This window comes from Roseovarius indicus (assembly GCF_008728195.1).
GTDB classification, from domain to species: domain Bacteria; phylum Pseudomonadota; class Alphaproteobacteria; order Rhodobacterales; family Rhodobacteraceae; genus Roseovarius; species Roseovarius indicus.
In genome coordinates, this window is the sequence record NZ_CP031598.1 from 2,916,148 (window position 1) to 2,938,655 (window position 22,508).

23 protein-coding genes and 1 tRNA gene are annotated in these 22,508 nt (G+C 64.8%); 9 read left to right on the forward strand and 15 right to left on the reverse strand.

What is annotated here, in order from left to right; translation table 11 throughout:
* Positions 1-12 precede the first annotated feature (12 nt).
* Entirely contained in the window at positions 13-612 is a 600-nt protein-coding gene (locus RIdsm_RS13850) for a histidine phosphotransferase family protein (protein WP_057815294.1), read from the forward strand.
* Here RIdsm_RS13850 and RIdsm_RS13855 read toward each other — a convergent pair.
* The 9 genes from RIdsm_RS13855 to RIdsm_RS13895 form a co-directional block, all read right to left on the reverse strand.
* Complete coding sequence (locus tag RIdsm_RS13855; RefSeq protein WP_177228369.1) at positions 609-1,874, reverse strand: glutamate-5-semialdehyde dehydrogenase; 1,266 nt, start codon at positions 1,872-1,874, stop codon at positions 609-611. The genes RIdsm_RS13850 and RIdsm_RS13855 overlap by 4 nt on opposite strands.
* A 47-nt stretch (positions 1,875-1,921) precedes the next feature.
* Complete coding sequence (gene proB / locus RIdsm_RS13860) at positions 1,922-3,028, reverse strand: glutamate 5-kinase (RefSeq protein ID WP_057815291.1); 1,107 nt, start codon at positions 3,026-3,028, stop codon at positions 1,922-1,924.
* Positions 3,016-4,053, reverse strand: coding sequence for a GTPase ObgE (gene obgE, locus RIdsm_RS13865; protein WP_057815290.1), 1,038 nt, complete (start codon positions 4,051-4,053; stop codon positions 3,016-3,018). The genes proB and obgE overlap by 13 nt, the downstream gene beginning before the upstream one ends.
* Positions 4,054-4,086: 33 nt before the next feature.
* Complete coding sequence (locus RIdsm_RS13870) at positions 4,087-4,626, reverse strand: GNAT family N-acetyltransferase (RefSeq protein ID WP_057815288.1); 540 nt, start codon at positions 4,624-4,626, stop codon at positions 4,087-4,089.
* Positions 4,627-4,769: 143 nt separating this feature from the next.
* The gene (gene rpmA, locus RIdsm_RS13875; RefSeq protein WP_057815286.1) at positions 4,770-5,039 is read right to left on the reverse strand and encodes a 50S ribosomal protein L27; all 270 of its coding nucleotides are present in this window, start codon (positions 5,037-5,039) and stop codon (positions 4,770-4,772) included.
* Between the two features lie 24 nt (positions 5,040-5,063).
* Positions 5,064-5,753: a 50S ribosomal protein L21 gene (locus RIdsm_RS13880; protein WP_057815284.1), complete on the reverse strand. Its 690-nt coding sequence runs from the start codon at positions 5,751-5,753 to the stop codon at positions 5,064-5,066.
* Between the two features lie 208 nt (positions 5,754-5,961).
* Positions 5,962-7,836, reverse strand: coding sequence for an FAD-dependent monooxygenase (locus RIdsm_RS13885; RefSeq protein WP_057815282.1), 1,875 nt, complete (start codon positions 7,834-7,836; stop codon positions 5,962-5,964).
* Between the two features lie 98 nt (positions 7,837-7,934).
* On the reverse strand, positions 7,935-8,762 hold the full coding sequence (locus tag RIdsm_RS13890; protein WP_057815280.1) for a DUF2059 domain-containing protein: 828 nt from the start codon (positions 8,760-8,762) through the stop codon (positions 7,935-7,937).
* Positions 8,763-8,764: 2 nt separating this feature from the next.
* Positions 8,765-9,607 carry a DUF2059 domain-containing protein gene (locus RIdsm_RS13895; RefSeq protein ID WP_338049618.1) on the reverse strand — a complete coding sequence of 281 codons (843 nt, stop codon included), beginning with the start codon at positions 9,605-9,607 and terminating at the stop codon, positions 8,765-8,767.
* A 122-nt stretch (positions 9,608-9,729) separates the two neighbouring features.
* On the opposite strand from RIdsm_RS13895, the gene RIdsm_RS13900 reads away from it, so the two are divergent.
* The 4 genes from RIdsm_RS13900 (at position 9,730) to RIdsm_RS30160 (ending at position 11,985) form a co-directional block, all read left to right on the forward strand.
* Positions 9,730-9,819, forward strand: a tRNA-Ser gene (locus tag RIdsm_RS13900).
* 280 nt (positions 9,820-10,099) lie between these two features.
* On the forward strand, positions 10,100-10,591 hold the full coding sequence (locus tag RIdsm_RS13905; RefSeq protein WP_057815275.1) for a hypothetical protein: 492 nt from the start codon (positions 10,100-10,102) through the stop codon (positions 10,589-10,591).
* A gap of 200 nt (positions 10,592-10,791) precedes the next feature.
* Positions 10,792-11,712, forward strand: coding sequence for an AEC family transporter (locus tag RIdsm_RS13910; RefSeq protein ID WP_057815273.1), 921 nt, complete (start codon positions 10,792-10,794; stop codon positions 11,710-11,712).
* Positions 11,713-11,814: 102 nt separating this feature from the next.
* Positions 11,815-11,985, forward strand: a complete 171-nt coding sequence (locus tag RIdsm_RS30160; RefSeq protein WP_160325839.1) for a hypothetical protein — start codon at positions 11,815-11,817, stop codon at positions 11,983-11,985.
* A 3-nt stretch (positions 11,986-11,988) separates the two neighbouring features.
* On the opposite strand, the gene RIdsm_RS13915 is transcribed toward RIdsm_RS30160, so the two are convergent.
* Together RIdsm_RS13915 and RIdsm_RS13920 are read right to left on the reverse strand one after the other, a co-directional pair.
* Positions 11,989-12,714, reverse strand: a complete 726-nt coding sequence (locus RIdsm_RS13915; RefSeq protein WP_057815271.1) for an RlmE family RNA methyltransferase — start codon at positions 12,712-12,714, stop codon at positions 11,989-11,991.
* Positions 12,714-13,826, reverse strand: coding sequence for a Ppx/GppA phosphatase family protein (locus RIdsm_RS13920; protein ID WP_057815268.1), 1,113 nt, complete (start codon positions 13,824-13,826; stop codon positions 12,714-12,716). Before RIdsm_RS13920 ends, RIdsm_RS13915 begins: the two co-directional genes overlap by 1 nt.
* A gap of 236 nt (positions 13,827-14,062) precedes the next feature.
* Here RIdsm_RS13920 and RIdsm_RS13925 point away from each other — a divergent pair, with 236 nt between their 5' ends.
* The 3 genes from RIdsm_RS13925 to RIdsm_RS13935 are packed head-to-tail and all read left to right on the forward strand — an operon-like array spanning position 14,063 to position 16,387.
* On the forward strand, positions 14,063-14,359 hold the full coding sequence (locus tag RIdsm_RS13925) for a virulence factor (protein ID WP_057815266.1): 297 nt from the start codon (positions 14,063-14,065) through the stop codon (positions 14,357-14,359).
* A gap of 29 nt (positions 14,360-14,388) precedes the next feature.
* Entirely contained in the window at positions 14,389-15,315 is a 927-nt protein-coding gene (locus tag RIdsm_RS13930) for a methylenetetrahydrofolate reductase (protein WP_057815264.1), read from the forward strand.
* Between the two features lie 10 nt (positions 15,316-15,325).
* Positions 15,326-16,387, forward strand: a complete 1,062-nt coding sequence (locus RIdsm_RS13935) for a dihydropteroate synthase (RefSeq protein WP_057815263.1) — start codon at positions 15,326-15,328, stop codon at positions 16,385-16,387.
* A gap of 102 nt (positions 16,388-16,489) precedes the next feature.
* Here RIdsm_RS13935 and dxs read toward each other — a convergent pair whose 3' ends face one another.
* From dxs to RIdsm_RS13950, 3 genes are read right to left on the reverse strand one after another with little or no spacing between them, the layout of a single operon-like run.
* Positions 16,490-18,418: a 1-deoxy-D-xylulose-5-phosphate synthase gene (gene dxs / locus RIdsm_RS13940; protein ID WP_057815684.1), complete on the reverse strand. Its 1,929-nt coding sequence runs from the start codon at positions 18,416-18,418 to the stop codon at positions 16,490-16,492.
* 31 nt (positions 18,419-18,449) lie between these two features.
* Positions 18,450-19,316, reverse strand: a complete 867-nt coding sequence (locus RIdsm_RS13945; RefSeq protein WP_057815261.1) for a polyprenyl synthetase family protein — start codon at positions 19,314-19,316, stop codon at positions 18,450-18,452.
* A gap of 8 nt (positions 19,317-19,324) precedes the next feature.
* Positions 19,325-19,567, reverse strand: a complete 243-nt coding sequence (locus tag RIdsm_RS13950) for an exodeoxyribonuclease VII small subunit (protein ID WP_057815683.1) — start codon at positions 19,565-19,567, stop codon at positions 19,325-19,327.
* Positions 19,568-19,670: 103 nt separating this feature from the next.
* On the opposite strand from RIdsm_RS13950, the gene RIdsm_RS13955 reads away from it, so the two are divergent.
* The gene (locus RIdsm_RS13955) at positions 19,671-20,639 is read left to right on the forward strand and encodes a phosphotransferase (protein WP_074939729.1); all 969 of its coding nucleotides are present in this window, start codon (positions 19,671-19,673) and stop codon (positions 20,637-20,639) included.
* Here RIdsm_RS13955 and RIdsm_RS13960 read toward each other — a convergent pair.
* Positions 20,636-22,180 carry a helicase HerA-like domain-containing protein gene (locus RIdsm_RS13960; RefSeq protein WP_057815257.1) on the reverse strand — a complete coding sequence of 515 codons (1,545 nt, stop codon included), beginning with the start codon at positions 22,178-22,180 and terminating at the stop codon, positions 20,636-20,638. The genes RIdsm_RS13955 and RIdsm_RS13960 overlap by 4 nt on opposite strands.
* Positions 22,181-22,508 lie beyond the last annotated feature (328 nt).

Consider the following 22,508-nt stretch of genomic DNA (forward strand, 5'->3'; position numbering starts at 1 on the left):
TGGAGTTGCCAATTGCTTCATCCTAGCGACAAGATCGCCTCCCTCATAGGGTCGCGTATCTGCCATGACCTGATCAGCCCGGTGGGCGCGGTCGCCAACGGCCTCGAATTGCTGGAATTGTCGGGCCTGCCGAAAAGCCCGGAATTCTCGCTCGTCTCCGAAAGCGCCGGTCACGCCTCGGCGCGAATCCAGTTCTTCCGCCTCGCCTTCGGCGATGCCGAGCCCGAGCAGGTGATTTCCGGTCAGGGCGTGGCCGACATTCTCGCCGCCGTCTACCAGGCCGGGCGGGTCGATATCGACTGGCAGGCGCGCGGCGATTTCGCCCGCCCCGTCGTCAAGGCCGCCCTGCTGGCGGTCATGTGCGTCGAACAGGCCCTTGTGGCTGGCGGCACGATCATCGTCACGCAGGATGACGGGCGTTGGCACATCCGGGCCGAGGCGCCCCGCCTCGCGCCCGATCCGGTGCTGTGGAACATCCTGCGCGGCGAACCCGGGCCGGACGCCGTGACACCGGCGGCGGTGCAGTTCCTTCTCCTGCCGCACATCGCCAGGCAGAACGACATGAATGCCGACCCGCAAGCATCTGATTCTAAAGTAGAAATTAGACTTTAGGAGCGCGTCGCGCCGTCGCCTTCGACAAGATACTTGAAGCTGGTCAGCTGCGCCGCGCCCACCGGGCCGCGGGCATGCATCTTGCCAGTCGCAATCCCGATCTCGGCCCCCATGCCGAACTCTCCGCCATCTGCGAACTGGGTTGACGCATTGCGCATCAGGATCGCGCTGTCGAGCTCGGCAAAGAACTGCTCCGCCGCGGCGTCATCCTCGGTGATGATGCAGTCGGTATGCTGCGAATGATACTGCCGGATATGGGCAATGGCGCCGTCGATATCCTCGACGACCTTGGCCGCGATGATACTGTCGAGATACTCGCGCCCCCAGTCGTCCTCCGCCGCCGCCTGCGTGCCGGCGATGACCTGAAGCGCCGCATCCGCGCGCACCTCGACCCCCGCGTCGATCAGCGCCCGGATCAGCCCCTGACCAATCGTATCCGCCACCTTCCGGTGGATCAGCAGGCATTCCGCCGCGCCGCAGATACCCGTCCGCCGGGTCTTGGCGTTCATCACCACCCGCAGCGCCTTCTCGGGGTCGGCGTCCTTGTCGATATAGATGTGCACGATCCCCTCGAGATGGGCGAAAACCGGCACCCGCGCCTCGCGCTGCACCAGCCCCACAAGGCCCTTGCCGCCCCGCGGTACGATCACGTCGATCGTGCCTGTCATGGTCAGCATTTCCTTCACCGCCGCCCGGTCGCGCGTGGGCACCAGCTGGATCGCGTCCTCGGGCAGCCCCGCCGACCGCAAACCTTCCACCAGCGCCGCATGGATCGCCGCCGAGGAATGGAAGCTCTCCGATCCGCCCCGCAAAATAACGGCATTGCCCGATTTCAGGCAGAGCGCGCCGGCATCGGCGGTCACGTTGGGCCGGCTTTCGTAGATCACACCGATCACACCCAGCGGCGTGCGCACGCGGCGGATATGCAGCCCCGAGGGCATGTCCCACTCGGCCAGAACCTCGCCCACCGGATCATCCTGCGCGGCCACGGCGCGCAAGCCCTCGCACATGGATTTCACCCGGTCTTCAGTCAGCAAAAGCCGGTCCATCATCGCATCCGACAGGCCCTTTTCTCGGCCATAGTCGAGGTCTTTCTCGTTGGCCGCCATCACCTCGCCCCGGGCCGCCCAGAGCGCGTCTGCCGCGGCTTCCAGCGCCTGTCGCTTGGTCTCGGGTCTGGCGGTGGCCAGTTGCGCGGCAGCGGCCTTGGCACGCTCGCCGATATCGGCCATCAGGGCGGGGATATTGTCGAGGTCTTTCATGGTCAGCGGTCCTTCGCAGGTCAGCGGGAGCGTAGCATCATAGGCGATCAGAACGCCATATCGTCGCGGTGAATGAGCGGCCCGCGCGCCGGATAGCCGAGCCGTGGCTCGATATCCTGTGTCTTCAGGCCCTTGATCAGCGCGGCATCCCGCGCATCGTAGCGTGTGAGCCCCTGCCCGAGCTTGCGCCCCGTGCTGTCGGCCACCTCCACCGGGTCGCCGCGCCCGAACCGGCCCGTCACGCCCGTGACACCGGCGGGAAGCAGGCTGCTGCCGCCCTGCAGCGCGCGCGCCGCACCGTCATCGACCGTGATCCGCCCCTTGGGCTTCATCGCGGCAATCCATGCCTTGCGCTTCTGATGCGGGTCGCCCTGCGCCGTGAACCAGGTGGCCGGCGCGCCTTTTTCCAGCGCGGACAAGGGGTTGAGGACCGATCCTTCGGTGATCGCCATGTCGCAACCGGCCGCTGTCGCGGTGCGCGCCGCCATCAGCTTGGTCTTCATGCCACCCTTCGACAGGCCCGACCCCGCATCGCCCGCCATCGCCTCGATCTCGGGCGTGATCTCGGAAATCACGTCGAACCGCGTCGCCGCCGGATCGTCTGACGGATTGCCGGAATAGAACCCGTCGACATCGCTCAGCAGGATCAGCTGATCGGCCCCCGCCGTCACCGCCACCTGGGCGGCCATCCGGTCGTTGTCGCCATAGCGGATCTCGTCGGTGGCCACGGTGTCGTTCTCGTTGACGATGGGCACCGCGCCCAGCTTCAAGAGCTGCTCCAGCGTGGCGCGGGAATTGAGATAGCGCCGCCGGTCGGCACTGTCCTCCAGCGTCACCAGCACCTGCGCGGCCCGCAATCCATGCTCCGACAGCGCCCGGTCATAGGCATGCGCCAACTGGATCTGGCCCACCGCGGCGGCAGCCTGCGATTGCTCCAATGTCAGTTCGGTCATGGGCAGGCCAAGCGCCCCGCGCCCCAGCGCAATCGAGCCCGACGACACGAGGATCACGTCGGTCCCGCGCGCCCGAATGCGCGCCACGTCGTCCACCAGCGCCTTCAGCCAGTCCGAGCGCAACTGGCCCGTGCCGCGATCCACCAGAAGCGCCGACCCGATCTTGACGACGATCCGCTTGGCGTCGCTCAGGGCTGCCACGGCTCGGGCTCTTCGTCTGTGGCCTTCTCGCGCAGCCGGCCATCATCAATCTGGGCCCGGAGCGCGCGGAGCACTTCGGTCACGCCTTCGCGGGATACGCCCGACATCAGCATGACATTCTCGGCGCCGGCGGCCTGAACCTCGTCCCGCAGGAAGGTCCGCTCCTCATCGTCAAGCGCGTCGATCTTGTTGAGCACGGTCACGCGCGGCTTCTCGGCCAGCGCGCCGCCATAGGCCTCCAACTCGTTGATAATCGTCTGATAATCCTCGACCAGCGTGCCCGACGTACCGTCGACCAGGTGCAACAGCACCGCGCAGCGCTCCACGTGACCAAGGAACAGGTCGCCCAGGCCCTTGCCCTCATGCGCGCCGTCGATGAGGCCCGGAATGTCGGCCACGACGAACTCGACGCCGTCCACCTCGACCACGCCAAGGTTGGGGTGCAGGGTGGTGAACGGGTAATCGGCAATCTTGGGCCGGGCGTTGGAGGTGGCCGCCAGGAAGGTCGACTTGCCCGCGTTGGGCAGGCCCACGAGGCCCACATCGGCGATCAGCTTCAGCCGCAGCCAGAGCGTGCGCTCGACCCCTTCCTGCCCCGGGTTCGACCGGCGCGGCGCCTGGTTGGTCGAGGTCTTGAACCGCAGGTTGCCCCAGCCGCCATTGCCGCCATGGGCCAGCTCGATCCGCTGGCCGACTTCGGTGAAGTCGGCGATCACCGTCTCCTGATCTTCGTCGAGAATCTCGGTGCCGACGGGTACGCGCAGGACGATATCCTCGCCATCCTTGCCGGTACGCTGGCGGCCCATGCCGGGCTGGCCGTTATCGGCGAAGAAATGCTGCTGATAGCGGAAGTCGATCAGCGTGTTCAGCCCCTCGACCGCCTCGGCGTAAACCGAGCCGCCCTTGCCACCATCGCCGCCATCCGGCCCGCCATATTCGACGAACTTCTCGCGCCGGAAGCTGATACAGCCACCGCCGCCCGAACCGGACCGGATATAGACCTTTGCGAGATCGAGGAATTTCATACTGTCATCCTTTATGCAAAGGTCCCTGCCGGCTCAATCCATTTTGCGGCTGTAAGTCCAGGTGGGAACCTTGGCGTTGCGGGCGACCGAGAAGGTTTCGGCGTCGCCCAGGTAGTTGAAGCCGTGATTGGTCACCACGCGGGCCGACACGGGGTTGTCCTGAAAGACCGAGGCAAAGACCGTGCGGCACTTGCAGGGGTTTGCCGCAAGCAGCGCGCCCACGACCTCGGAGGCGACGCCGGTGTTCCAGAACGGATGGGCCACCCAGTAGCCGATCTCGCACTGCCCCTCGTCGACCTTTTTCATGCCGATCGCCCCCATTACTTCCGAGCCGCCGTCGCGCGAGCCGTCGATGATCCAGACGGTTTCGATACGGTCAGGCGCGGCAACACGAGCGAGAAACGCCTCGATCGTGCCGGGCGGCAGGGGGTGCGGGATGCTCGACGTGTTGCGTGCCACCCGCTCGTCGCCCACGTAATGGGCCAGAAGCCCCGCATCCGAGGCGCGCGGCGGGCGCAGGTCGAACCGGCCGGCCGCTATGGTGGGTTGCATGTCGATCGTCTCCAGTTTCATTGCGTTCTCCTCCCAAACGCGGGGCCCTCTTCCCTTGGCCCGAACTGGGGAATGACTGGATGCCGGTGCACGATCCGAAAAAAGAAAGGGGACCGGCCCTGGCCGATCCCCCTGATGTTCACGTTACACCTGTTCCGGTCGGCTTATTCTGCGGCCTCCGCCACTGGCGTGACCGAAATGAAGGTACGGCCCTTGATGCCCTTGTGGAACGTCACGGCGCCTTCGACGGTGGCGAACAGGGTATGATCCTTGCCCTGGCCAACGCCGTCGCCCGGCCAGAACTTGTTGCCGCGCTGACGCACGAGGATGTTGCCCGGAATGACGGCTTCGCCGCCATATTTCTTAACGCCAAGGCGGCGGCCGACGGAATCGCGACCGTTACGTGATGAACCGCCTGCTTTCTTGTGTGCCATCTCGTTGTCTCCTATCTCGCCGGATTACTTAGCCAATTCTTTGGCTTGTTCAATCCATTCGGGTTTGACCTTGACGGCCTCGAAATTGTCCGCGTCCACCTTGGCCAGCTCGGCATAGGTGGTGATGCCGGCCTCGTTCAGCTTCTTCGCCGCCGCCGGGCCGATGCCCGTGATGGCGGTGAGGTCGTCTGCGGCAGCCGGGGCCTCCTTCTTGGGCTCGGCTTTCTTCTCGGCCTTCGGTTCGGCTTTCTTGGCGACGCTTTTCTCGCCAGCCTCGTTGTTCTTCACCTGCTTGGCCATCTCGGCCTGATCGGTCGCGTTGTCGGCATAGCGTTCCTTGCCCATGCCAGCGGCCAGCGCACCTGCGCCAACGGCGGCCTTGACGCCCGACTTGTCGGCGCCTTTTTCAAGGATCTCGGTCACGCGCAGCAGGGTCAGCTGCTGGCGGTGGCCCTTCGTGCGCTGCGAGCCGTGCTTACGGCGGCGTTTCACGAAGTGAATGACCTTGTCGCCCTTGACCTGATCGACGACCTCGGCCTGAACGGCTGCGCCATCGACGAGGGGAGAACCGATCACCGGCGCATCGCCACCCAGCATCAGGATTTCGTTGAACTGAACCTTTTCACCGGCGTCGGCTGCAATCTTTTCCACGCGGAGCATGTCGCCCGACTGGACCTTGTATTGCTTGCCACCGGTCTTGAGGACCGCAAACATGTTCGTCTTCCTTTTCAACTTCCGCGTCCTGTGGCCCCCGTTTTCGGGTGTTTAGCGGGGCGTTCCCCCTGCCTCGGACGGCGCGCCCCATGTCGTGGGCGTAATTCCATGAGCCCCGCGCAGGCATTCCACCCGCCGGGATGCGCGCTTATCGGGGGATGAGGCTTCAAAGTCAAGGGGGAAATCCGGGGCCGCGGCCCGGAATTGCTCAGCCTTTCGGAAGCATGAAGGGCGCGAAGAAAGCGGTCAAGCCGGCAAGGTCATCGAGCGGCAGGATCGCGGCGACAAACTGATCGGGCCGGACGATCACGAGCGCGCCCTGCTCCCGGTCGATCCCCCGCAGGTCGAAGATATCGGGGCCGGTCTTGAGGTCGGGACAGAAGGCCTTTTCATAGTCGGCAAGGCCGAACCGCCCCTTGGGCGGTGTCAGCAAGCCGGGCAGCGCGCCCATGTCCATATCGCGGTGATCCGCCTGGAAGACGGCGCGCAGGTCGATGACGGCGTCGATATTCGCACCTTCCGGCGTGTAAAGACGCAGCGGGCTGTCGGGCGACGTCTCGAGCGCTCTACAAAGCCGGGCAATACCGCCCTCCGGCCCGCCCATGTCGCCCTGCCCCGCGAAGGCCACCAGCCGCCATCGGCCATCGGCCAGCATCGCGTGCCCAAGCTGCATGGGCTTGGCATCCGCCAGCCGTATGACCGGCGCGGAATGAAAGCGCATCCCGATGGGCAGCCCGCTGGCCAGCGCCTGGTTCCCCTCGCGCACGATCATCGAAGGCTCGTAGCGCGCCTCGACCCCGGCGGTGTAGCGGCCGTGCTTCTGGAAATACTGCTGGAATTGCGCAGACGAGTCGGGATCGTTGGATTTCGAGCTGAACAGCCGCGCCATGTCGCGGTCGAAATCGATCAGTTCCTGCGCCTTGGCACGGCGCTCGCCGGAATAGGTGTGCAACAGGTCGGGCGCCGCTTGCCCGCGCAAAACAGCCGCCAGCTTCCAGCCGAGGTTGAACGTGTCGGCCATCGACACGTTCATCCCCTGCCCCGCCTTGGGGCTGTGGGTGTGACAGGCGTCGCCCGCGATGAAGATCCGCGGCGTGCACCCCTCCCGCGATCCGGTGCCAAGGTCATCGAAACTGTCGCAGACCCGCTGCCCGATCTCGTAGGCCGAGCACCACGCCACGTCTTTCACGTCGAGCGTATAGGGCGACAGGATCGCCTGCGCCTTCCCGATCAGCATCTCCGCCGTGACGTTCCGGTCGGCGGCGCGTTCGTCGCCGTGCAACTCGTCGAGCTCCACATACATGCGCACCATTGTCCCGCCCTCGCGCGGAATGATCAGGATGCTCCCGCTGCTGGCCGACCGGATCGCGGCCTTGAGGCGGATATCGGGGAAATCGGTGACGGCGAGGATATCCATCACCCCCCAGAGCTGCCGCGCGGCATCGCCCTTCAGGGCATAGCCCAGCGAGGATCGCACGACGCTGCGGGCGCCGTCACAGCCGACGACATACCGGGCGCGGATGCTTTCTTGCGCACCGTCCGGCCCGTCGAACCGGGCCGTGACGGGGTAATCGGGGTCGTCGGTCCGCTCCAGCGCGGCCAGGTGGCGATCATAGTCCGGGGTCAGCCGGCGGGGCCCGTGGCGCATGATGTCGAGGTAGAAGTCATGCACCCGCGCCTGGCTGAGAATGGTGTGGGGCATCTCGGACAGGTCGTCGGCCACGTCCTGGATCCGGTCGGCGCGGACGAGGCCCTTACCCCCCTCTCCGGGGGCCCAGAAGACGGTTTCATTGACCCAGTAGGCCTCCTCCATCACCCGGTTGGCAAAGCCGAAGGCCTGGAACATCTCCATCGAGCGGCAGGCGATCCCGTCGGCCTGCCCAATTTCGAGCGGCCCGGATTTGCGCTCGGCGATGCGGGTCACGATATCCGGGAAGGCCGATAGTTGCGCGGCCAAAGTCAGCCCGGCAGGGCCACACCCGATGATGAGAACGTCGACATCGGCGGGACGGTCGCCGGCGCCGCCTGCTTCAGGCGCGATCCGCGGATCACCCGGTCGGAACCCGTCGAAATGATACTGCATCTCCGTCCTCCCCGCGCGACCGGCCCGGTACGGCCCGGCGCCAGTCTAGGCGGAAAACCCGCCCTGCCAATAGCGGCCATTCCGCCGCAGGGGACAGGTCAGAGCTTCTGGCTCCGCATGTGCTGGGCGACCGCCTGCCCGACCAGATAGGACAATTCCTCGTACATCCGGTCGAAGGTGGCAAAGAGCGCCCGGTTGAGCGCCTGCCCCTCGTCGCTCTGCCACAGCGCGATATAGGCGTCGACCTCGTCATCTTCGAGCGGCTGGTAGGCGGTCAGCAGGTAGGCCCCGATCCAGGCCGCGCTGTCCTCGCGCACGCCGTCTTCCTGCGACCAGACATCGAGCAGCATGTCTTCTTCCGACAGATCGTAGGCTCCGCCGTCTGCAAGGCCGCGGTACAGCATCAGGTTGGAATTCAGAATGCCCATCACGTTGTGCTCGATCAGGTCGCTGTCTTCGATCAGCGTCTCGATCTGGTCGACGATCAGGGCACCCTTGCGCGACAGGTCCTCATACTGATCCTTGGCCGCGGATTCGACCTCGGGGTCGAGAAAGGCCTCACGCGCCGAAAGCTCCAGTTCCACCACTTCGCGCCCCAGGTCCGACGCGAAGAACTCGTTCAGCGGCGCCAGGTTCTCGCCCTTCAGCGCGTGCGTCATCCGCTCTTCCACGAGGTTCTGCATCTTGTCGGTGTCGTAGATCCGCTCGACACTGGCCTGCCAGCCGTCGAGGTCGGCGTCCGGCATCATCTCGAGCGCAAGGCTCTCGGCATAGGCAAGCCCCTCCTCGCGCATGATGTCGACCGTGTCGGTCATGCGCAGCGCCTCCAGCAGGGTGTCAAGCTCGGGGCGGTCCTCGGACTGGGCGGGCATGGCCCAGATCACGGCGGCACAAAGCGCCCCGGCTGCGGCACGGAAAAGGCTCATGCTCAAAGCTCCTGCCCGGGATGCATCTCGGCCATGCGGGCGGCCAGCACCTCGAACCGGTTGGCCATGATCTCGTACTGGATGGCGTTCATCAACTCGTAAACCCTTTGCATCTTGGGCGTTTCCAGTGCCTCGGTATAGTCTTCCAGCTCTTCGAGGGACAGGTCGCGATAGGTGAAGGCCGCATTGGCCAGCCCCGCCTCGACCATGTTCTCGCGCATCTCGTCTTCCTGGTTACGGATGACCGCGCGCAGGGCGCCTTCGTCGATCTGGTAGTCGAGCACCCCGGCGTGCGAGGCGGCCATCAGGAACCGCACCATGATCTCCTGCACGGCACGCACAGACTGATCCTCGGTATCGATCGCGTCGGCCATGCGCTCGAACATCTCGGCCCGGCCATTGCCGGCGTCGCGCGCCTCGGCCAGAAGCTCGGCCCCTTGCGCCCGCTGCGCGGCGCTGTCCTCGGCCATGTGCGCGGCGTTTTCCAGCTTCACCAGCTTCTGCCCCAGCGGCGAGGCATAGAAGCCCGCGGCATGACCCAACAGGTCGTCCGACAGCGTTTCGGACAGGATGTCGATGGCCATGTCGTGCATCTTCTCGGTGTCGAAGACCTGCTTGGTGACGCGCGACCAGTCATGGCCGAAGTCGCTGGGCTTCATGCCCAGCATTTCAGGCGCGTCCGAGGCGGATTGCTTGATCGATTCGAGTGCCACATCGAACCCCGTGACCTCGAGGAACGCTTCGAGGTTGGCCCGGTCGGCTGCGCGCACCTGCGGAGGCAGCAACAGCATGACCGCGGTCATCAGGGCAATGAGCGGAGCGTGGATCTGGGGCCGTCGCAACAAGGGGGGACTCCTCTGGGTGAAATTGCTCTATCCGGAATCTAGGCAAATTCTCCCGCCAAACAATGCAAAACCCCCTTGTCCTGCCCCGGAAAGGCGATTAAACGCACCCTCCAGACCCCCGCGGAGAGGTGCCGGAGTGGTCGAACGGGGCGGTCTCGAAAACCGTTGACCCTTCACGGGGTCCCAGGGTTCGAATCCCTGTCTCTCCGCCATTTTTCCCGACAGACCAACCGCGTCGACCGGCCACCGCCCGGCGGGTGCGCTGTCGCATTGGCTCGCCAATCCCAAGGCCGTCCGCCGTCTGAAAACCCTTAAGACTGATGGCAGAATTAAGGTCATTTTTCGGCACGCCCGAATGCCGATTGCGCCACGCAGCCCGTTCGAGCATCATGGGCGAACAGGTTGATTTCAAAGCATCTTGAGGATGGCAGGGCGGGTCCTCGGTCGCACTGCTCCGGTCATCTGACGTGTGGGTTTCGAAGGGAAGAGGCGATGGATCCGAGCACGAAATCGAAGGTCGACGCGCTCGAGACAGGCCTCGAGAACGAGGTCGACTCTTACAAGACCCTGCTCTCACAGCCTGCCGACACCACGCTTGACCAGTTGCAGGGCGATGTCGAGGGGCTGCCAGGCAAGGTCTCCTCAAGCCTCAAGACCCTCACTGATCAATTCGGTGCGATCAACCCAGCCGCCATAGGCAAGACCGGTCAGGAATTCGCCGGCTCTATCCTGCCAGACCTTGTCGGCGGTGCGGCAGATGGCTTCGCCCGGCACTGGGTGTTGGTCCTCCTTGCCGTCGTCGTGCTGTGGATCACCCGGCTGATCTTCATTTCGTTCGTGGGCACGATCGACTACCGGGGCATCATCTCGCTCGGCAATCCCGGCGGGCTGAAATATATCGTCATCGCATGCGGTATTTTCGGGATAGCCGGGTACTACGCCCACGCCGCCAAGCAGGCCGAGCGCAGCCCGACGGCCACGTGACATCGAAGAGCCTTCATTTCCGCTGAGCGCCACCGCCCAACGAAGCAGTCTCGCCGACAGGCCTCGCCCCCAGTTAAGCGCGCGCGCACCCGGCGCGCCGACGTGCCGCCATTCCAATCCGCACCGCATTTCTTTGAGGTTAGGCACGGCGATTGCATTCCCCGGCCACTGCTCTATTGATGGCCGAAAGGAGCGCGCCTTTGTCCAGCATTATCAGTGTCCTGACCGATCCGGTTCTGCCGATCTTCGCGATTGCGATCATCGGGTACCTGCTGGGCCGCACCGGTCATGCGACCGAGGAAAATGCCCGCATCGTCAACCGCTTCTGCATGTCCATCCCGATGCCCGTGCTTGTCTTCGGACTTTTGGCACGCTCGGATTTCGATGCCTTCGTCTGGGACAAGCTGCTGGTCTATGCCGCCGGAGAGGCGATCGTCTTCACGCTCGTCTTCCTGACCGCGCGCAAGGTCTTCGCCTGCACGGTGACCGAAGCGGTGCTGCTGGGCGTCTGCGGGGCGTTTTCCAACACGGTCATGTATATCCTGCCGATTTCCCAGCTGGTCTACGGCGTCGATGCGGTGGGCTCCGTCGTGTCGGTGATCGTGCTCGATATCCTCTTCCTCTTCGCCGGGTCGCTGATCTTTCTCGAACTGCATGGCAACGAGGCCTGGCGCCCCGGCGTGATCGTCGGAAAACTGGCCCGGATGCCGCTGATCGTGGCGATCGTTCTGGGGCTCGCCACAGGGCTCATGGGCCTCGACCTTCCCGGGCCAGCCGAGACCTTCATCAACTTCAATGGCGATGCCGCCCCGCCGATTGCCCTCTTCGCGCTTGGCGTGGTGCTGTCGAAAACACGGATGTCCGCCGATCCGGTGGTTCTGACCGTCGGCGCGATCAAGATGCTGGCCTTTCCGGCACTGGTCTGGGCTGTGTTTTCCGTGGTCTCGCCCGGTTGGGACCCGCAGACACAGCAATTCATTCTCACCGCGGCCGGCCCTGCAGGGGCCATGGCGTTCAGCATGGCGCTTCTCTACGACGTGCGCGCCGACCGGATCGCGCAGATCATCGTCGGCACCAGCGCGCTGACGCTCCTGTCGCTGGCGCTGGTTCTGTCGTTATAGGGCCACTGTCACGCAATGCCCCTCAATTCGCGCAATTTCCGCCTCAATCGGATCGTAACCCCCGCACCTGTAGCTTCTTACGAGTTTTCGGAGATTCGCGTGATGCGCCCGACCCCGCTGCCCACCGCCCGCCATGCCCGGCTGTTCGAACTGATCCGGCAGATCAATCTTGCCGAGCAACGGCGCGAAATGCCGCTGCCCGCGGATGTCACCGTCGATGACACCATGGCCTTCGCCCGCCGTGCCGCGCAAACGCTTGCGGCACGCGGCTAGCGCTTAGCCGGGCGCGCCGCGAAAACCCGTCGCCACGACGAACTTTTCCGAACTGTCCGAGCGCGAGGCCGGCGGCTTGACGTTGGCCACCTTGGTGAAACGCTGCTTGAGCAGCTTCTGCAACTCGCCCTCGGCGCCCCCGGCCAGCACTTTCGACACGAACGTGCCTCCCTCTTCCAGCACGTCGAACGCCAGATAGGCCGCCGCCTCGCACAGCGCGATGATGCGCAGGTGATCGGTCTGCTTGTGCCCGGAACTGGCGGCCGCCATGTCCGACATCACCACGTCGGCCTTGCCGCCAAGCCAGTCCTTCACCTTGTCGTCGGCGCCCTCGTCCATGAAATCGAGCTGGTGAAGCTCGACCCCGGCAATCGGCTCGACCTCCTGCAGGTCGACACCGAGGATGAACCCCTGGGCCTTGCCGGCCTTCTCGCCCAACGCGTTCACCCGCGGCACCGCCACCTGGCACCAGCCGCCGGGGGCGCAGCCAAGGTCGACCACTCGCGCGCCCGGGACAAGGAAACGGAACTTGTCGTCGAGTTCCATGATCTTGAACGCCGCGCGGCCCCGATACCCATCGGCCTGCGCGCGTTTCACGTAAGGGTCGTTCAGCTGCCGTTGCAGCCAGCGGGTCGAGGACGACTTGCGCCCCCGTGCCGTCTTCACCTTGACCTTCAGATCGCGCTGTCCGCGCCCCGAGGTGTTCTTTCCGTCCGGTTTCTTGGTCATTATGCGTCCGTATCTTCCAGCACGCCGTCGGATGACATGAGCGCGTACAGTATGCCCTCTCGCAGGCCCCGGTCGGCCACTGACAGCCGATCGGTGGGCCAGCAGCGCAGAAGCGCCTGAAGGATCGCCGCGCCTGACATGATGAGGGCCTGCCTGTCAACGCCGATTCGCGGGTCGCGACGGCGCCCGGCCGGGCCAAGGGCAAGATAGCTGCGGATCACCTTGTCGATCTCGTCAGAGGTCATGCGCAGCCCGTCAACCTTGTTGCGGTCATAGCGTTTGAGGCCCAGATGGCTGGCCGCCACGGTGGTGACCGTGCCCGACGTGCCGACAATCTGGAACCCCTCGCGCGGCGGTTCATCCTTGTAGGGGGCGAACTCGGCAAGGTTTTCCTCGAAAAACCAGCTCATCAGGGCAAAGCGCGCGCTGTCATCCTCCACGTCGCGGAACTGATCGCGCAATGTGGCAACGCCCAGCGGCACGCTGATCCAGTCGACGACCCGCGCCCGCGGCCCGCCGTCATCGGGCAGATCGAAGCCGCCATGCATGCGCATGATCGCCCGCGCCCGCCCCTGGGGCGGCACGCCTGTCAGGTCGATCCAGACCAGCTCGGTCGACCCGCCACCGATATCGACCACCAGAAGTTGCTCAGTCCGGGGGCTGACAAGCGGCGCGCAGGACACGACGGCAAGCTGCGCCTCCTGCTGCGGTTCGATGATCTCCAGCCGCAATCCGGTTTCGCGGTGCACGCGGTCCATGAAATCGCGCCCGTTCGCGGCGCGGCGGCAGGCCTCGGTCGCGACAAGGCGCATTTTCACCACCTTGTTGCGTTTCAGCTTCTGCTGACACACGCGCAAGGCCTGGATCGTGCGATAGATCGAGGAACGCGAAAGCCGCCCGGTCTTCTCGAGTCCCGAGCCCAGCTGAACGGATTTGGAAAAGCTGTCGACAACTGAAAATTGTCCGCCCTTCGGACGGGCAATCAGCATACGGCAACTGTTGGTACCCAGATCCAACGCCGCATACAGCGGCGGTGCATCGGGCCGGGTCAGTGCGGGGCTATCTACCGCTTTCGGGATCGCGCCCGCACTTACGGGACGCTTGGGCGCCATCTTGTCACGCCCTCCATTTCGAGTTGAGTCAAAGGTAGGCGCTTGCGAGGCATCGCGCAAGCGTTTGCCTGAGGTCATGACAAAGTTGAAAGCTTTTCCGATTAGCCTCGGTGGCCATGCGCGACAGGCGCCTCTAGTGTCAGACTGTCGCAGGACGTGCGCGTTCTGTCGAAAATCGACCCTGCCGGGGGGCTGCCCTGCTTTAGAGAGAGGCCACTGAAAACGAGGAATCAGTCATGGTTGATGTCACCATCGTCTACTGGCGGGATATTCCGGCACAAGTCATTGTCGGAAAAGGCCGCCGCGGTGCTAAGAAACAACTGCCCGAGCGTTTCGAGCAGGCGATCGACCGTGCCGCGATGAAGGTGGGGGCGTCGGATACCGACACCTACCTGGCCGAGTGGCGCAAGGCGGCGCCCTACCCGGTCGAAGGCGAAGCGGCGGACGTGGCCGAGGCCGAAGCGGCCCGGCTTGACGCGGAATACGATCAGGACCGGATCAAGGCCCTGATCGCCAATGAAGGCTGGGCATGAGCCCGAAACCTGCGCTATGGGAGGCCATTATGGCTCTGTTGAACTTCAAGAAGCGTGAGAAACCCGCGGTCGTGGCCGATGCCCGTCTCGAGGCTGTTCTTCAAGGCTACTCGATCGAGGTGATGCCGCGCACCGCCGAGAAGGTCGAGAATTTCCGCGACCTGCTGCCCGAGGGCACGCGCGTCTACATCGCCCATATCGAGGGCACGCCGATCAACGACATGGTCGCCACCGCCAAGCGCCTGGCCGACGAAGGCTATCCGGTGATGCCGCACTTCCCCGCGCGCATCATCAAGGACAAGGCCACGCTGGCCGACTGGATCGCCCGCTACAACGGCGAGGCCGGCGTCGAGCAGGCCCTGCTGCTGGCCGGCGGTGTCGAGAAACCCCATGGCGATTTCCACAGCTCGATGCAGCTGATGGAATCGGGCGAATTCGACAAGGCGGGCTTCAAGCGCCTGCACGTGGCCGGCCATCCCGAGGGCAACAAGGATATTGACCCCAATGGCGGCACCAAGTCTGTCGACGAGGCGCTGCAGTGGAAGCAGAAATTCTCCGAGCGCACCGACGCCGAAATGGCCATCGCCACGCAGTTCGCCTTCGACGCCAAGCCGATGATCGCCTGGGCCGACCGCCTGAACGCCGAAGGCATCAAGCTGCCGATCCACATCGGCATCGCGGGCCCCGCCAAGCTGCAGACCCTGATCAAGTTCGCCATCGCCTGCGGTGTCGGCCCCTCTCTGAAGGTGCTACAGAAGCGCGCGATGGACGTGTCGAAACTGCTGCTCCCCTACGAGCCGCACGAGGTTCTGCGCGACCTGGCCGCCCACCGCGCCGCGAACCCCGATTTCAACATCACCAACGTCCACTTCTTCCCGCTGGGCGGCATCAAGACGAACGCCACCTGGGCGATCGAGAACGGTGGCAGCGCCACCAAACCCGCAAACGCCTCCTGAAGGATCGAAAATGACCCGTACCATCGTCGAGAGCAAAACCAAAACCGCCATCATCGGCTTCGATGAACCGTTCTGCGTGATCGGCGAGCGGATCAACCCGACAGGCCGCAAGAAGCTTGCGGCCGAACTCGAAGCGGGCGATTTCTCGACCGTGGAATCCGATGCCCTGGCGCAGGTTGCGGCCGGCGCCAACATCCTCGATATCAACGCGGGCGTTGTCTACAACTCGAACCCCGATCCGAACCAGACCGAACCGCCGCTGATGACCAAGGTGGTCGAGCTGGTTCAGGGCCTCGTCGATATCCCGCTTTGCATCGACAGCTCGGTGCCGGGCGCGCTGGAAGCTGGCCTTGCCGCCGCGCATGGCCGCCCGCTGCTGAACTCGGTCACGGGCGAGGAAGAGCGCCTGGAACTGGTTCTGCCGCTGGTCAAGAAGTACAACGTGCCGGTCGTTGCCATCTCGAACGACGACACCGGCATTTCGGAAGACCCTGACGTGCGCTTTGCCGTCGCCAAGAAGATCGTCGAGCGCGCCGCCGATTTCGGCATTCCCGCCCATGACATTGTGGTCGACCCGCTGGTCATGCCGATCGGCGCCATGGCGACCGCCGGTCAGCAGGTCTTCACCCTCGTCCGCCGCCTGCGCGACGAGCTGGGCGTGAACACCACCTGCGGTGCTTCGAACATCTCCTTCGGCCTGCCCAACCGGCACGGCATCAACAACGCCTTCCTGCCGATGGCGATGGGCGCCGGCATGACCAGCGCGATCATGAACCCGATCGCGCTGCCGGTGAAACAGGCGGAGATCGAGGCCAAGAAGGCCGAGGTCGCCGCCCTTGGCATCGTGCTGCCCGAGGACATGGACGACGAGACCTTCTGCCAGCTCTTCGGTCTCGGCTCGACCAAACCGAAGGCCGGCAAGGAGATGGAAGCCATCCGCGCCGCCAACTTCCTGACCAACAACGACCCGCATGGCGGCGACTGGATCCGGTTCAACAAGGCCCCGCCGAAGCCGGGCGAGGAAGCGGAAGGTCGCGGTGGCCGGGGCGGCCGTCGTCGGCGCCGCGCTTAAGGGTAAGTTCGGGATTGGGGGCCAGCCCACAAACCCCCGGGATATTTTCAGCCAGAAGAAGGGCCGGGGTCGTACCCGGCCTTTCTCGTTTAAGGGGTGTGGTCAGGCGCGCTTGTCTTTAAGGGCGGCCACGCCCAAGACGTCGAGCACCTTGGCCTCGATATCGGCGGCGCTGAGCTTGGCGGTGGCATACATGTCGTCGGGGCTCGACTGGTCGATGAACACGTCGGGCAGCACCATCGAGCGGTATTTCAGACCGCTGTCGAAGACGCCGTTTTCCGCCAGAAGCTGGGCCACATGGCTTCCGAAGCCGCCGACCGAGCCTTCCTCGACGGTGATCAATGCCTCATGCTTCGCGGCGAGATCGAGGATCATCTCCTCGTCCAACGGTTTTGCGAAGCGGGCATCTGCAATCGTCGGCTCGATCCCGCGCTGCATCAGCGCCTCACGCGCCTTGCGCACTTCGCCCAGCCGGGTGCCGAAGGACAGGATCGCGACGCGCGCGCCCTTGCTGACGATCCGGCCCTTGCCGATTTCCAACACCTCGCCGTGCTCGGGCATCTCGACCCCCTGCCCTTCGCCGCGCGGATAGCGGAAGGCGATGGGCCCGCTGTCATGGGCCACGGCCGTGGCGACCATGTGCACGAGCTCGGCCTCGTCCGCCGCCGCCATGACGGTGAAGTTCGGCAGGCAGGTCAGGTAGGCCACGTCGAAAGCGCCGGCATGGGTCGGCCCGTCGGCGCCGACAAGGCCCGCACGGTCTATCGCGAAGCGGACCGGCAGGTTCTGGATGGCGATGTCGTGCACAACCTGGTCATAGCCGCGCTGCAGGAAGGTGGAATAAAGCGCCGCGAAGGGCTTCATGCCCCCGGCCGCCAGACCGCCCGCAAAGGTCACCGCGTGCTGTTCGGCGATACCCACATCGAAACAGCGGCTGGGATAGCGTTTCTCGAAGAGGTCGAGGCCGGTGCCGTCGGGCATGGCCGCGGTGATGGCGCAGACCCTGTCATCTTGCGCGGCGTGATCCAGCAGCGCGTTGGCGAAAACCTTGGTGTAGCTCGGCGCGTTCGAGGGCTTCTTCTTCTGCTCACCGGTGACAACGTCGAACTTCGCCCGCGCATGGCCTGCGTCGCTCGACTGTTCGGCGGGCGCATATCCCTTGCCCTTCTTGGTGATCGCATGGATCAGGATCGGCCCGGTGGCCCGCTGCCGTACGGTACGCAGGACAGGCAGAAGCTGCTCCATGTCGTGCCCGTCGATGGGGCCGACGTAAGAGAAGCCGAGCTCTTCGAAGAGCGTGCCGCCCACGGTCATGCCTTTGAGCATTTCCTTGGCGCGACGGGCCCCTTCCTGGAACGGCGTGGGCAAAAGAGAGACCGCTCCCTTGGCCGCTGCCTTGAACTCCTGAAAAGGCTCGCCCGCGTAAAGCCGCGAAAGGTAGGAGGAGAGCGCGCCCACGGGCGGCGCAATCGACATTTCGTTGTCGTTCAGGATGACGATCAGGCGCTTCTTCAGGTGGCCCGCGTTGTTCATCGCCTCGAAGGCCATGCCCGCGCTCATCGCGCCGTCACCGATCACGGCGATGGCATCGCCGTGGCCAGTGTCGCAGACACCACCCAGGTCCCGCGCCACGGCAAAGCCGAGTGCAGCACTGATCGAGGTGGAGCTATGCGCCGCGCCGAACGGGTCATATGGCGACTCGGCCCGCTTGGTGAAACCGGAAAGGCCGTCTTTCTGGCGGATCGTGCGTATGCGTTCGCGCCTGCCGGTCAGGATCTTGTGCGGATAGCACTGGTGCGAGACGTCCCAGATCAGCTTGTCGCGGGGCGTGTCGAAGACATGGTGCAGGGCCACGGTCAACTCGACCACGCCCAGCCCCGCGCCAAGGTGCCCGCCGGTCTCGGAAACGGCCGAGATGGTTTCCTGCCTGAGCTCATGCGCCAGTTGCACAAGCTGCGCATCGCTGAACCGCTTCATGTCGGCAGGCGTGGTCACCTGGTCCAGCAGGGGTGTATTCGGGCGGTCTGACACGGGCATTCCCCTCTCTGGCACGACGCTTCCGTCAGGTCTGGCGTGAGATAACGAAGCGCGCCAGCTGCCGCAAGCTCTCGGCGTCCTGACCATAACAGGATATGGCCTCGCAGGCCTCTTCCGCAAGGGCCGCGGCGCGGGCGCGGGCGGCATCGAGGCCGAGAAGCGAGACGAACGTGGCCTTTCCGGCGGCGGCATCCTTGCCCACCGCCTTGCCCACGGCGCCCGCATCGCCGGTCACGTCGATCACGTCATCCTGGATCTGGAAGGCAAGGCCGAGGGCCTTGGCATACCGGTCGAGCGGCCCGCTATCGTCCCCGGCCATGCGCGGCCCGGCAGTGGCGGCCCAGCGAATGAGCGCTCCGGTCTTGCCGGCCTGAAGGGCGGTGATCTCCTCAAGCGTCAGGGGGCTCTCGGCGGTTTCGGCGGCAATGTCGAGCGCCTGCCCCAGCACCATCCCCTGCCCGCCCGCTGCACGTGCAAGCGTCAGGGCCAGCTCGGCCCGGGCGGCGCCGGTTTCGGCCCCGTCCGGATGGCTGGCCATCTCGAAGGCCAGCGATTGCAGCGCATCCCCGGTCAGAACAGCGGTCGCTTCATCCCACTTCACGTGAACCGTGGGCTGACCGCGGCGCAGGTCGTCATCGTCCATGCAGGGCAGATCGTCATGAACGAGACTGTATGCATGCATCGCCTCGATCGCACAGGCGGGCCAGATCGACCGGTCGTCGGCCACCCCGTGCAGCCGCGCACCTTCGATTACCAACGCAGCCCGCACGCGTTTGCCGCCGCACACAGCGTAGCGCATTGCCTCCGCCACCGGGCCATCGCCAAACGGATTCAGAACGTCGGCAAGATGCGCCTCGACCCGGGAACGGATCCCGGCGAACCTGTCATCCATTCCCGGGCTCACATATTCTCGACCGGGGCAGTCCCGGTCGGGTTGCCCTCTCCATCGAGCGTGATCGCGGCAACCTTCTCCTCGGCTTCCTTCAGCTTGGTCTCGCAGCGCTTCTTCAGCTCGGCCCCGCGCTCGTAGAGCTTGATGGAATCCTCCAGCGCCACGTCGCCCCGCTCCAGCTTGCTGACCACCTGTTCGAGCTCTTTCATGGCCTCTTCGAAGGACATTTCGGAAACGGGAGTATCAGACATCGGCGCCTCGCAAATCTGGCAGGGTTTCGCGCCACCATAGACGCCGCCGGGATGGGGTTCAATTCGGTTGACGCCCCAAATTCCATGCGGAATTGTAACGCCCATGGCGAAACCGCACGGCCCTTCTCCCCTGCCCGACATGGATGCGATGATGGACCTCGTGCAGGCGTTCGAGGGCTTGGCCGCGAAAGACCCTTTGCTGACGGGGGCGCGGCTCAGCGACGTGATCCGTCTGGTGCCGGGCAAGCGCGCGATCCTGTCGGGGATGGTTGGCGAGCGGCCGGCGATATTCCGGTTCTACATCGAACATGCCGAGGCCTATGCCCGGCGCGACTGGGCCGAGTTGCAGCGCACCAGATGCTTCATGTCCGACGGGGATTACCAGGTGAACGCGCCGCTGCTGCATGTGCCCGAGCTTGGGCTTGTGGTGGTCGCGCGGGCGGATGGCGTGCCGTTGATGGAGCGGATACGCGCGGCCGACGCAGCGCAAAGGGCCGATTTCCTGCGCCCGGCCGCAGAGTGGCTGCGCAGGTACACCGCGCCAAGCGAAGAACTGACAGACGTGCGGCTGGACGGGTGGTACAAGCGCATAGAACGCGGCATGGCGCGGCAGCGGCACGGCGCGCTGCGCCGCGCCGAAGCGGCGGTTCTGGCAGAGCTGAAACGGATTGCCGCGCCGCACGAGACCGGCCAGTGGCGGGTTGCGGTCAGTCATGGCGACTTCCACCCCAACAACCTGCTGGCCGACGGTGCACGCCTGACAGGGATAGACACCGGCGGGTCGGCCAAGCTGCCCCTCTACAAGGACATGGCCCGGTTCCTGTCGCACATGGCGCGGCGCGGGTTGATCCCGTCGGGCGAAGAGCGGCTCGGGGTCGATGCGCAGGGGCTCGATGCCTTCGCAGAGGCGTTCGCGCTCGACGAGGTCGAGCGCAACATCTGGCTGCCCTTCATGCTGGGGGTCGAGGTGCTGATCCGGATCGAGGCAAAAGCCTTGTCCGAAAAGCGCATTCGCAAGGCGGCGCGCTTTTACGACACCCTGCTCGACGGGCTGCGAGACATCCGGCCCTAGCGGCCCTTGAAGAACCCGCCAAGGATACCCCGCACGATCCGCCGGCCCGTCGTGCCCTTCAACTCCTTGATCACCGCATCGGACATGGCATCGCCGAATTTCCGGCCAAAGCTGCGATCCTGCCGGCTGCTCGACCGTGTCACGCGCGAGCCGGAATAGCGGCGCCCCGCGTTGAACTCGCGCTCGGCGGGCGGCAGTTCCTCCACCGCCTCTTCCGCCACCTCGGCCTCTTTCGCAGCCTTCTCCGCCCGTGCGGCGAGGATTTCATAGGCTGATTTCCGGTCGAGAACCTCGTCATACTTGCCCTTCACCGGCGAGGCCGCCATCGCAGCGTCGCGCTCGGCCACACTCGCCGGCCCGAGCTTCGACGATGGCGGGCGGATCAGGGTGCGCTCGACGATACCCGGCACCCCCTTGTCTTCCAGCATCGACGTGACCGCCTCGCCCACGCCCACGTCGCGGATCGCGTCGACCGTCTCGAACCTCGGGTTCGGGCGATAGGTTTCCGACGCGCGCTGAAGTGCCTTCCGGTCTCGGGCAGTGAAGGCACGCAGGGCGTGCTGAAACCGGTTGCCGAGCTGGCCGAGGATGTCCTCTGGAATGTCGTCGGGGTTCTGCGTGACGAAGTAGACACCGACCCCCTTGGACCGGATCAGCCGTGCCACCTGCTCGACCTTGTCCACGAGAGCCTTGGGCGCGTCGTCGAACAGCAGGTGTGCCTCGTCGAAAAAGAAGACCAGCTTCGGCTTGTCCGGGTCGCCCACTTCCGGCAGCGTCTCGAAAAGCTCGGACAGCAGCCAAAGCAGGAAGGTGGCATAAAGGCGCGGCGCGCCCATCAGCTTGTCGGCGGCCAGGATGTTCACCTGCCCGCGCCCATCAGCCGAAGTGGTCATCAGGTCGGCAAGCTCAAGCGCAGGTTCACCGAAGAAGCCCGCCCCGCCCTGGTTCTCGAGCACCAGAAGCGCCCGCTGGATCGCCCCCACCGACTGGGTCGAAACATTGCCGTACCGCAACGAAAGCTCGTCGCGATTCTCTCCGACCCAAACGAGCAGCGCCTGCAGGTCCTTGAGGTCGAGGAGCGGCATGCCTTCCTCGTCGGCCACCCGGAAGGCGATGTTCATGATCCCTTCCTGCGCCTCGGTCAGTTGCAGGAGGCGTGAAAAGAGGAGCGGCCCCATCTCGGCAACCGTGGTGCGAACCGGGTGCCCCTGCGCACCGAAAAGGTCCCAGAAGGTGACGGGAAAGGCCGAATAGGCGTAGTCGGCAAAACCGATGGTTGTAGCCCGCTTGGTGAAGGCGTCATGTAGCTTGAATTCGGCGCTGCCCGAGGCCGCAAGCCCCGATAGGTCGCCCTTTACGTCGGACAGGAAAACCGGAACTCCGGCGGCGGAAAACCCTTCGGCCAGGATCTGCAGCGTGACCGTCTTGCCGGTGCCGGTGGCCCCGGCAATAAGACCGTGCCGGTTGGCATATTTCAGCGTCAGGCCCTGCGCGACCGCGTATTCTTCCCCGCCGCCACCGATAAAAACCTTGTTTTCCAAATTATTAGACCCCTGTCCCAAATTTTCCTCGGTGTGAACATACTAAGTTAATTATTGTCTGGCACCTTCAATCTGCCCCGGCCCTCATGTCCTCTTGGCGCCGGGGTGACTTCCTCCCTGTCAGACTGGCCGCGCCTTAATGGTGCGGCCTTTTTTCCTGTTCTGCTCCGCCCGGGATCAAGTCCGCTGACCCCCTGTTTTTTCCCGCCATATCAGCATCATAAAAAAATATGAACCATTCCTGTTGACGGGTAGCGGTAACTGTCATAGCGTTCGCTCAATAACTAAGTCGGCCAGTCCGGCAGGGAGAAACAGGGGAAGAGACCGA

Coding starts and splice junctions, on each gene's coding strand:
- RIdsm_RS13855 (WP_177228369.1), bottom strand. CDS start 1,874: ATGAAAGACCTCGACAATATCCCCGCCCTGATGGCCGATATCGGCGAG.
- obgE (WP_057815290.1), bottom strand. CDS start 4,053: ATGAAATTCCTCGATCTCGCAAAGGTCTATATCCGGTCCGGTTCGGGC.
- RIdsm_RS13870 (WP_057815288.1), bottom strand. CDS start 4,626: ATGAAACTGGAGACGATCGACATGCAACCCACCATAGCGGCCGGCCGG.
- rpmA (WP_057815286.1), bottom strand. CDS start 5,039: ATGGCACACAAGAAAGCAGGCGGTTCATCACGTAACGGTCGCGATTCC.
- RIdsm_RS13880 (WP_057815284.1), bottom strand. CDS start 5,753: ATGTTTGCGGTCCTCAAGACCGGTGGCAAGCAATACAAGGTCCAGTCG.
- RIdsm_RS13885 (WP_057815282.1), bottom strand. CDS start 7,836: ATGCAGTATCATTTCGACGGGTTCCGACCGGGTGATCCGCGGATCGCG.
- RIdsm_RS13890 (WP_057815280.1), bottom strand. CDS start 8,762: ATGAGCCTTTTCCGTGCCGCAGCCGGGGCGCTTTGTGCCGCCGTGATC.
- RIdsm_RS13905 (WP_057815275.1), top strand. CDS start 10,100: ATGGATCCGAGCACGAAATCGAAGGTCGACGCGCTCGAGACAGGCCTC.
- RIdsm_RS30160 (WP_160325839.1), top strand. CDS start 11,815: ATGCGCCCGACCCCGCTGCCCACCGCCCGCCATGCCCGGCTGTTCGAA.
- RIdsm_RS13915 (WP_057815271.1), bottom strand. CDS start 12,714: ATGACCAAGAAACCGGACGGAAAGAACACCTCGGGGCGCGGACAGCGC.
- RIdsm_RS13920 (WP_057815268.1), bottom strand. CDS start 13,826: ATGGCGCCCAAGCGTCCCGTAAGTGCGGGCGCGATCCCGAAAGCGGTA.
- RIdsm_RS13925 (WP_057815266.1), top strand. CDS start 14,063: ATGGTTGATGTCACCATCGTCTACTGGCGGGATATTCCGGCACAAGTC.
- RIdsm_RS13930 (WP_057815264.1), top strand. CDS start 14,389: ATGGCTCTGTTGAACTTCAAGAAGCGTGAGAAACCCGCGGTCGTGGCC.
- RIdsm_RS13935 (WP_057815263.1), top strand. CDS start 15,326: ATGACCCGTACCATCGTCGAGAGCAAAACCAAAACCGCCATCATCGGC.
- RIdsm_RS13945 (WP_057815261.1), bottom strand. CDS start 19,316: ATGGATGACAGGTTCGCCGGGATCCGTTCCCGGGTCGAGGCGCATCTT.
- RIdsm_RS13950 (WP_057815683.1), bottom strand. CDS start 19,567: ATGTCTGATACTCCCGTTTCCGAAATGTCCTTCGAAGAGGCCATGAAA.
- RIdsm_RS13955 (WP_074939729.1), top strand. CDS start 19,671: ATGGCGAAACCGCACGGCCCTTCTCCCCTGCCCGACATGGATGCGATG.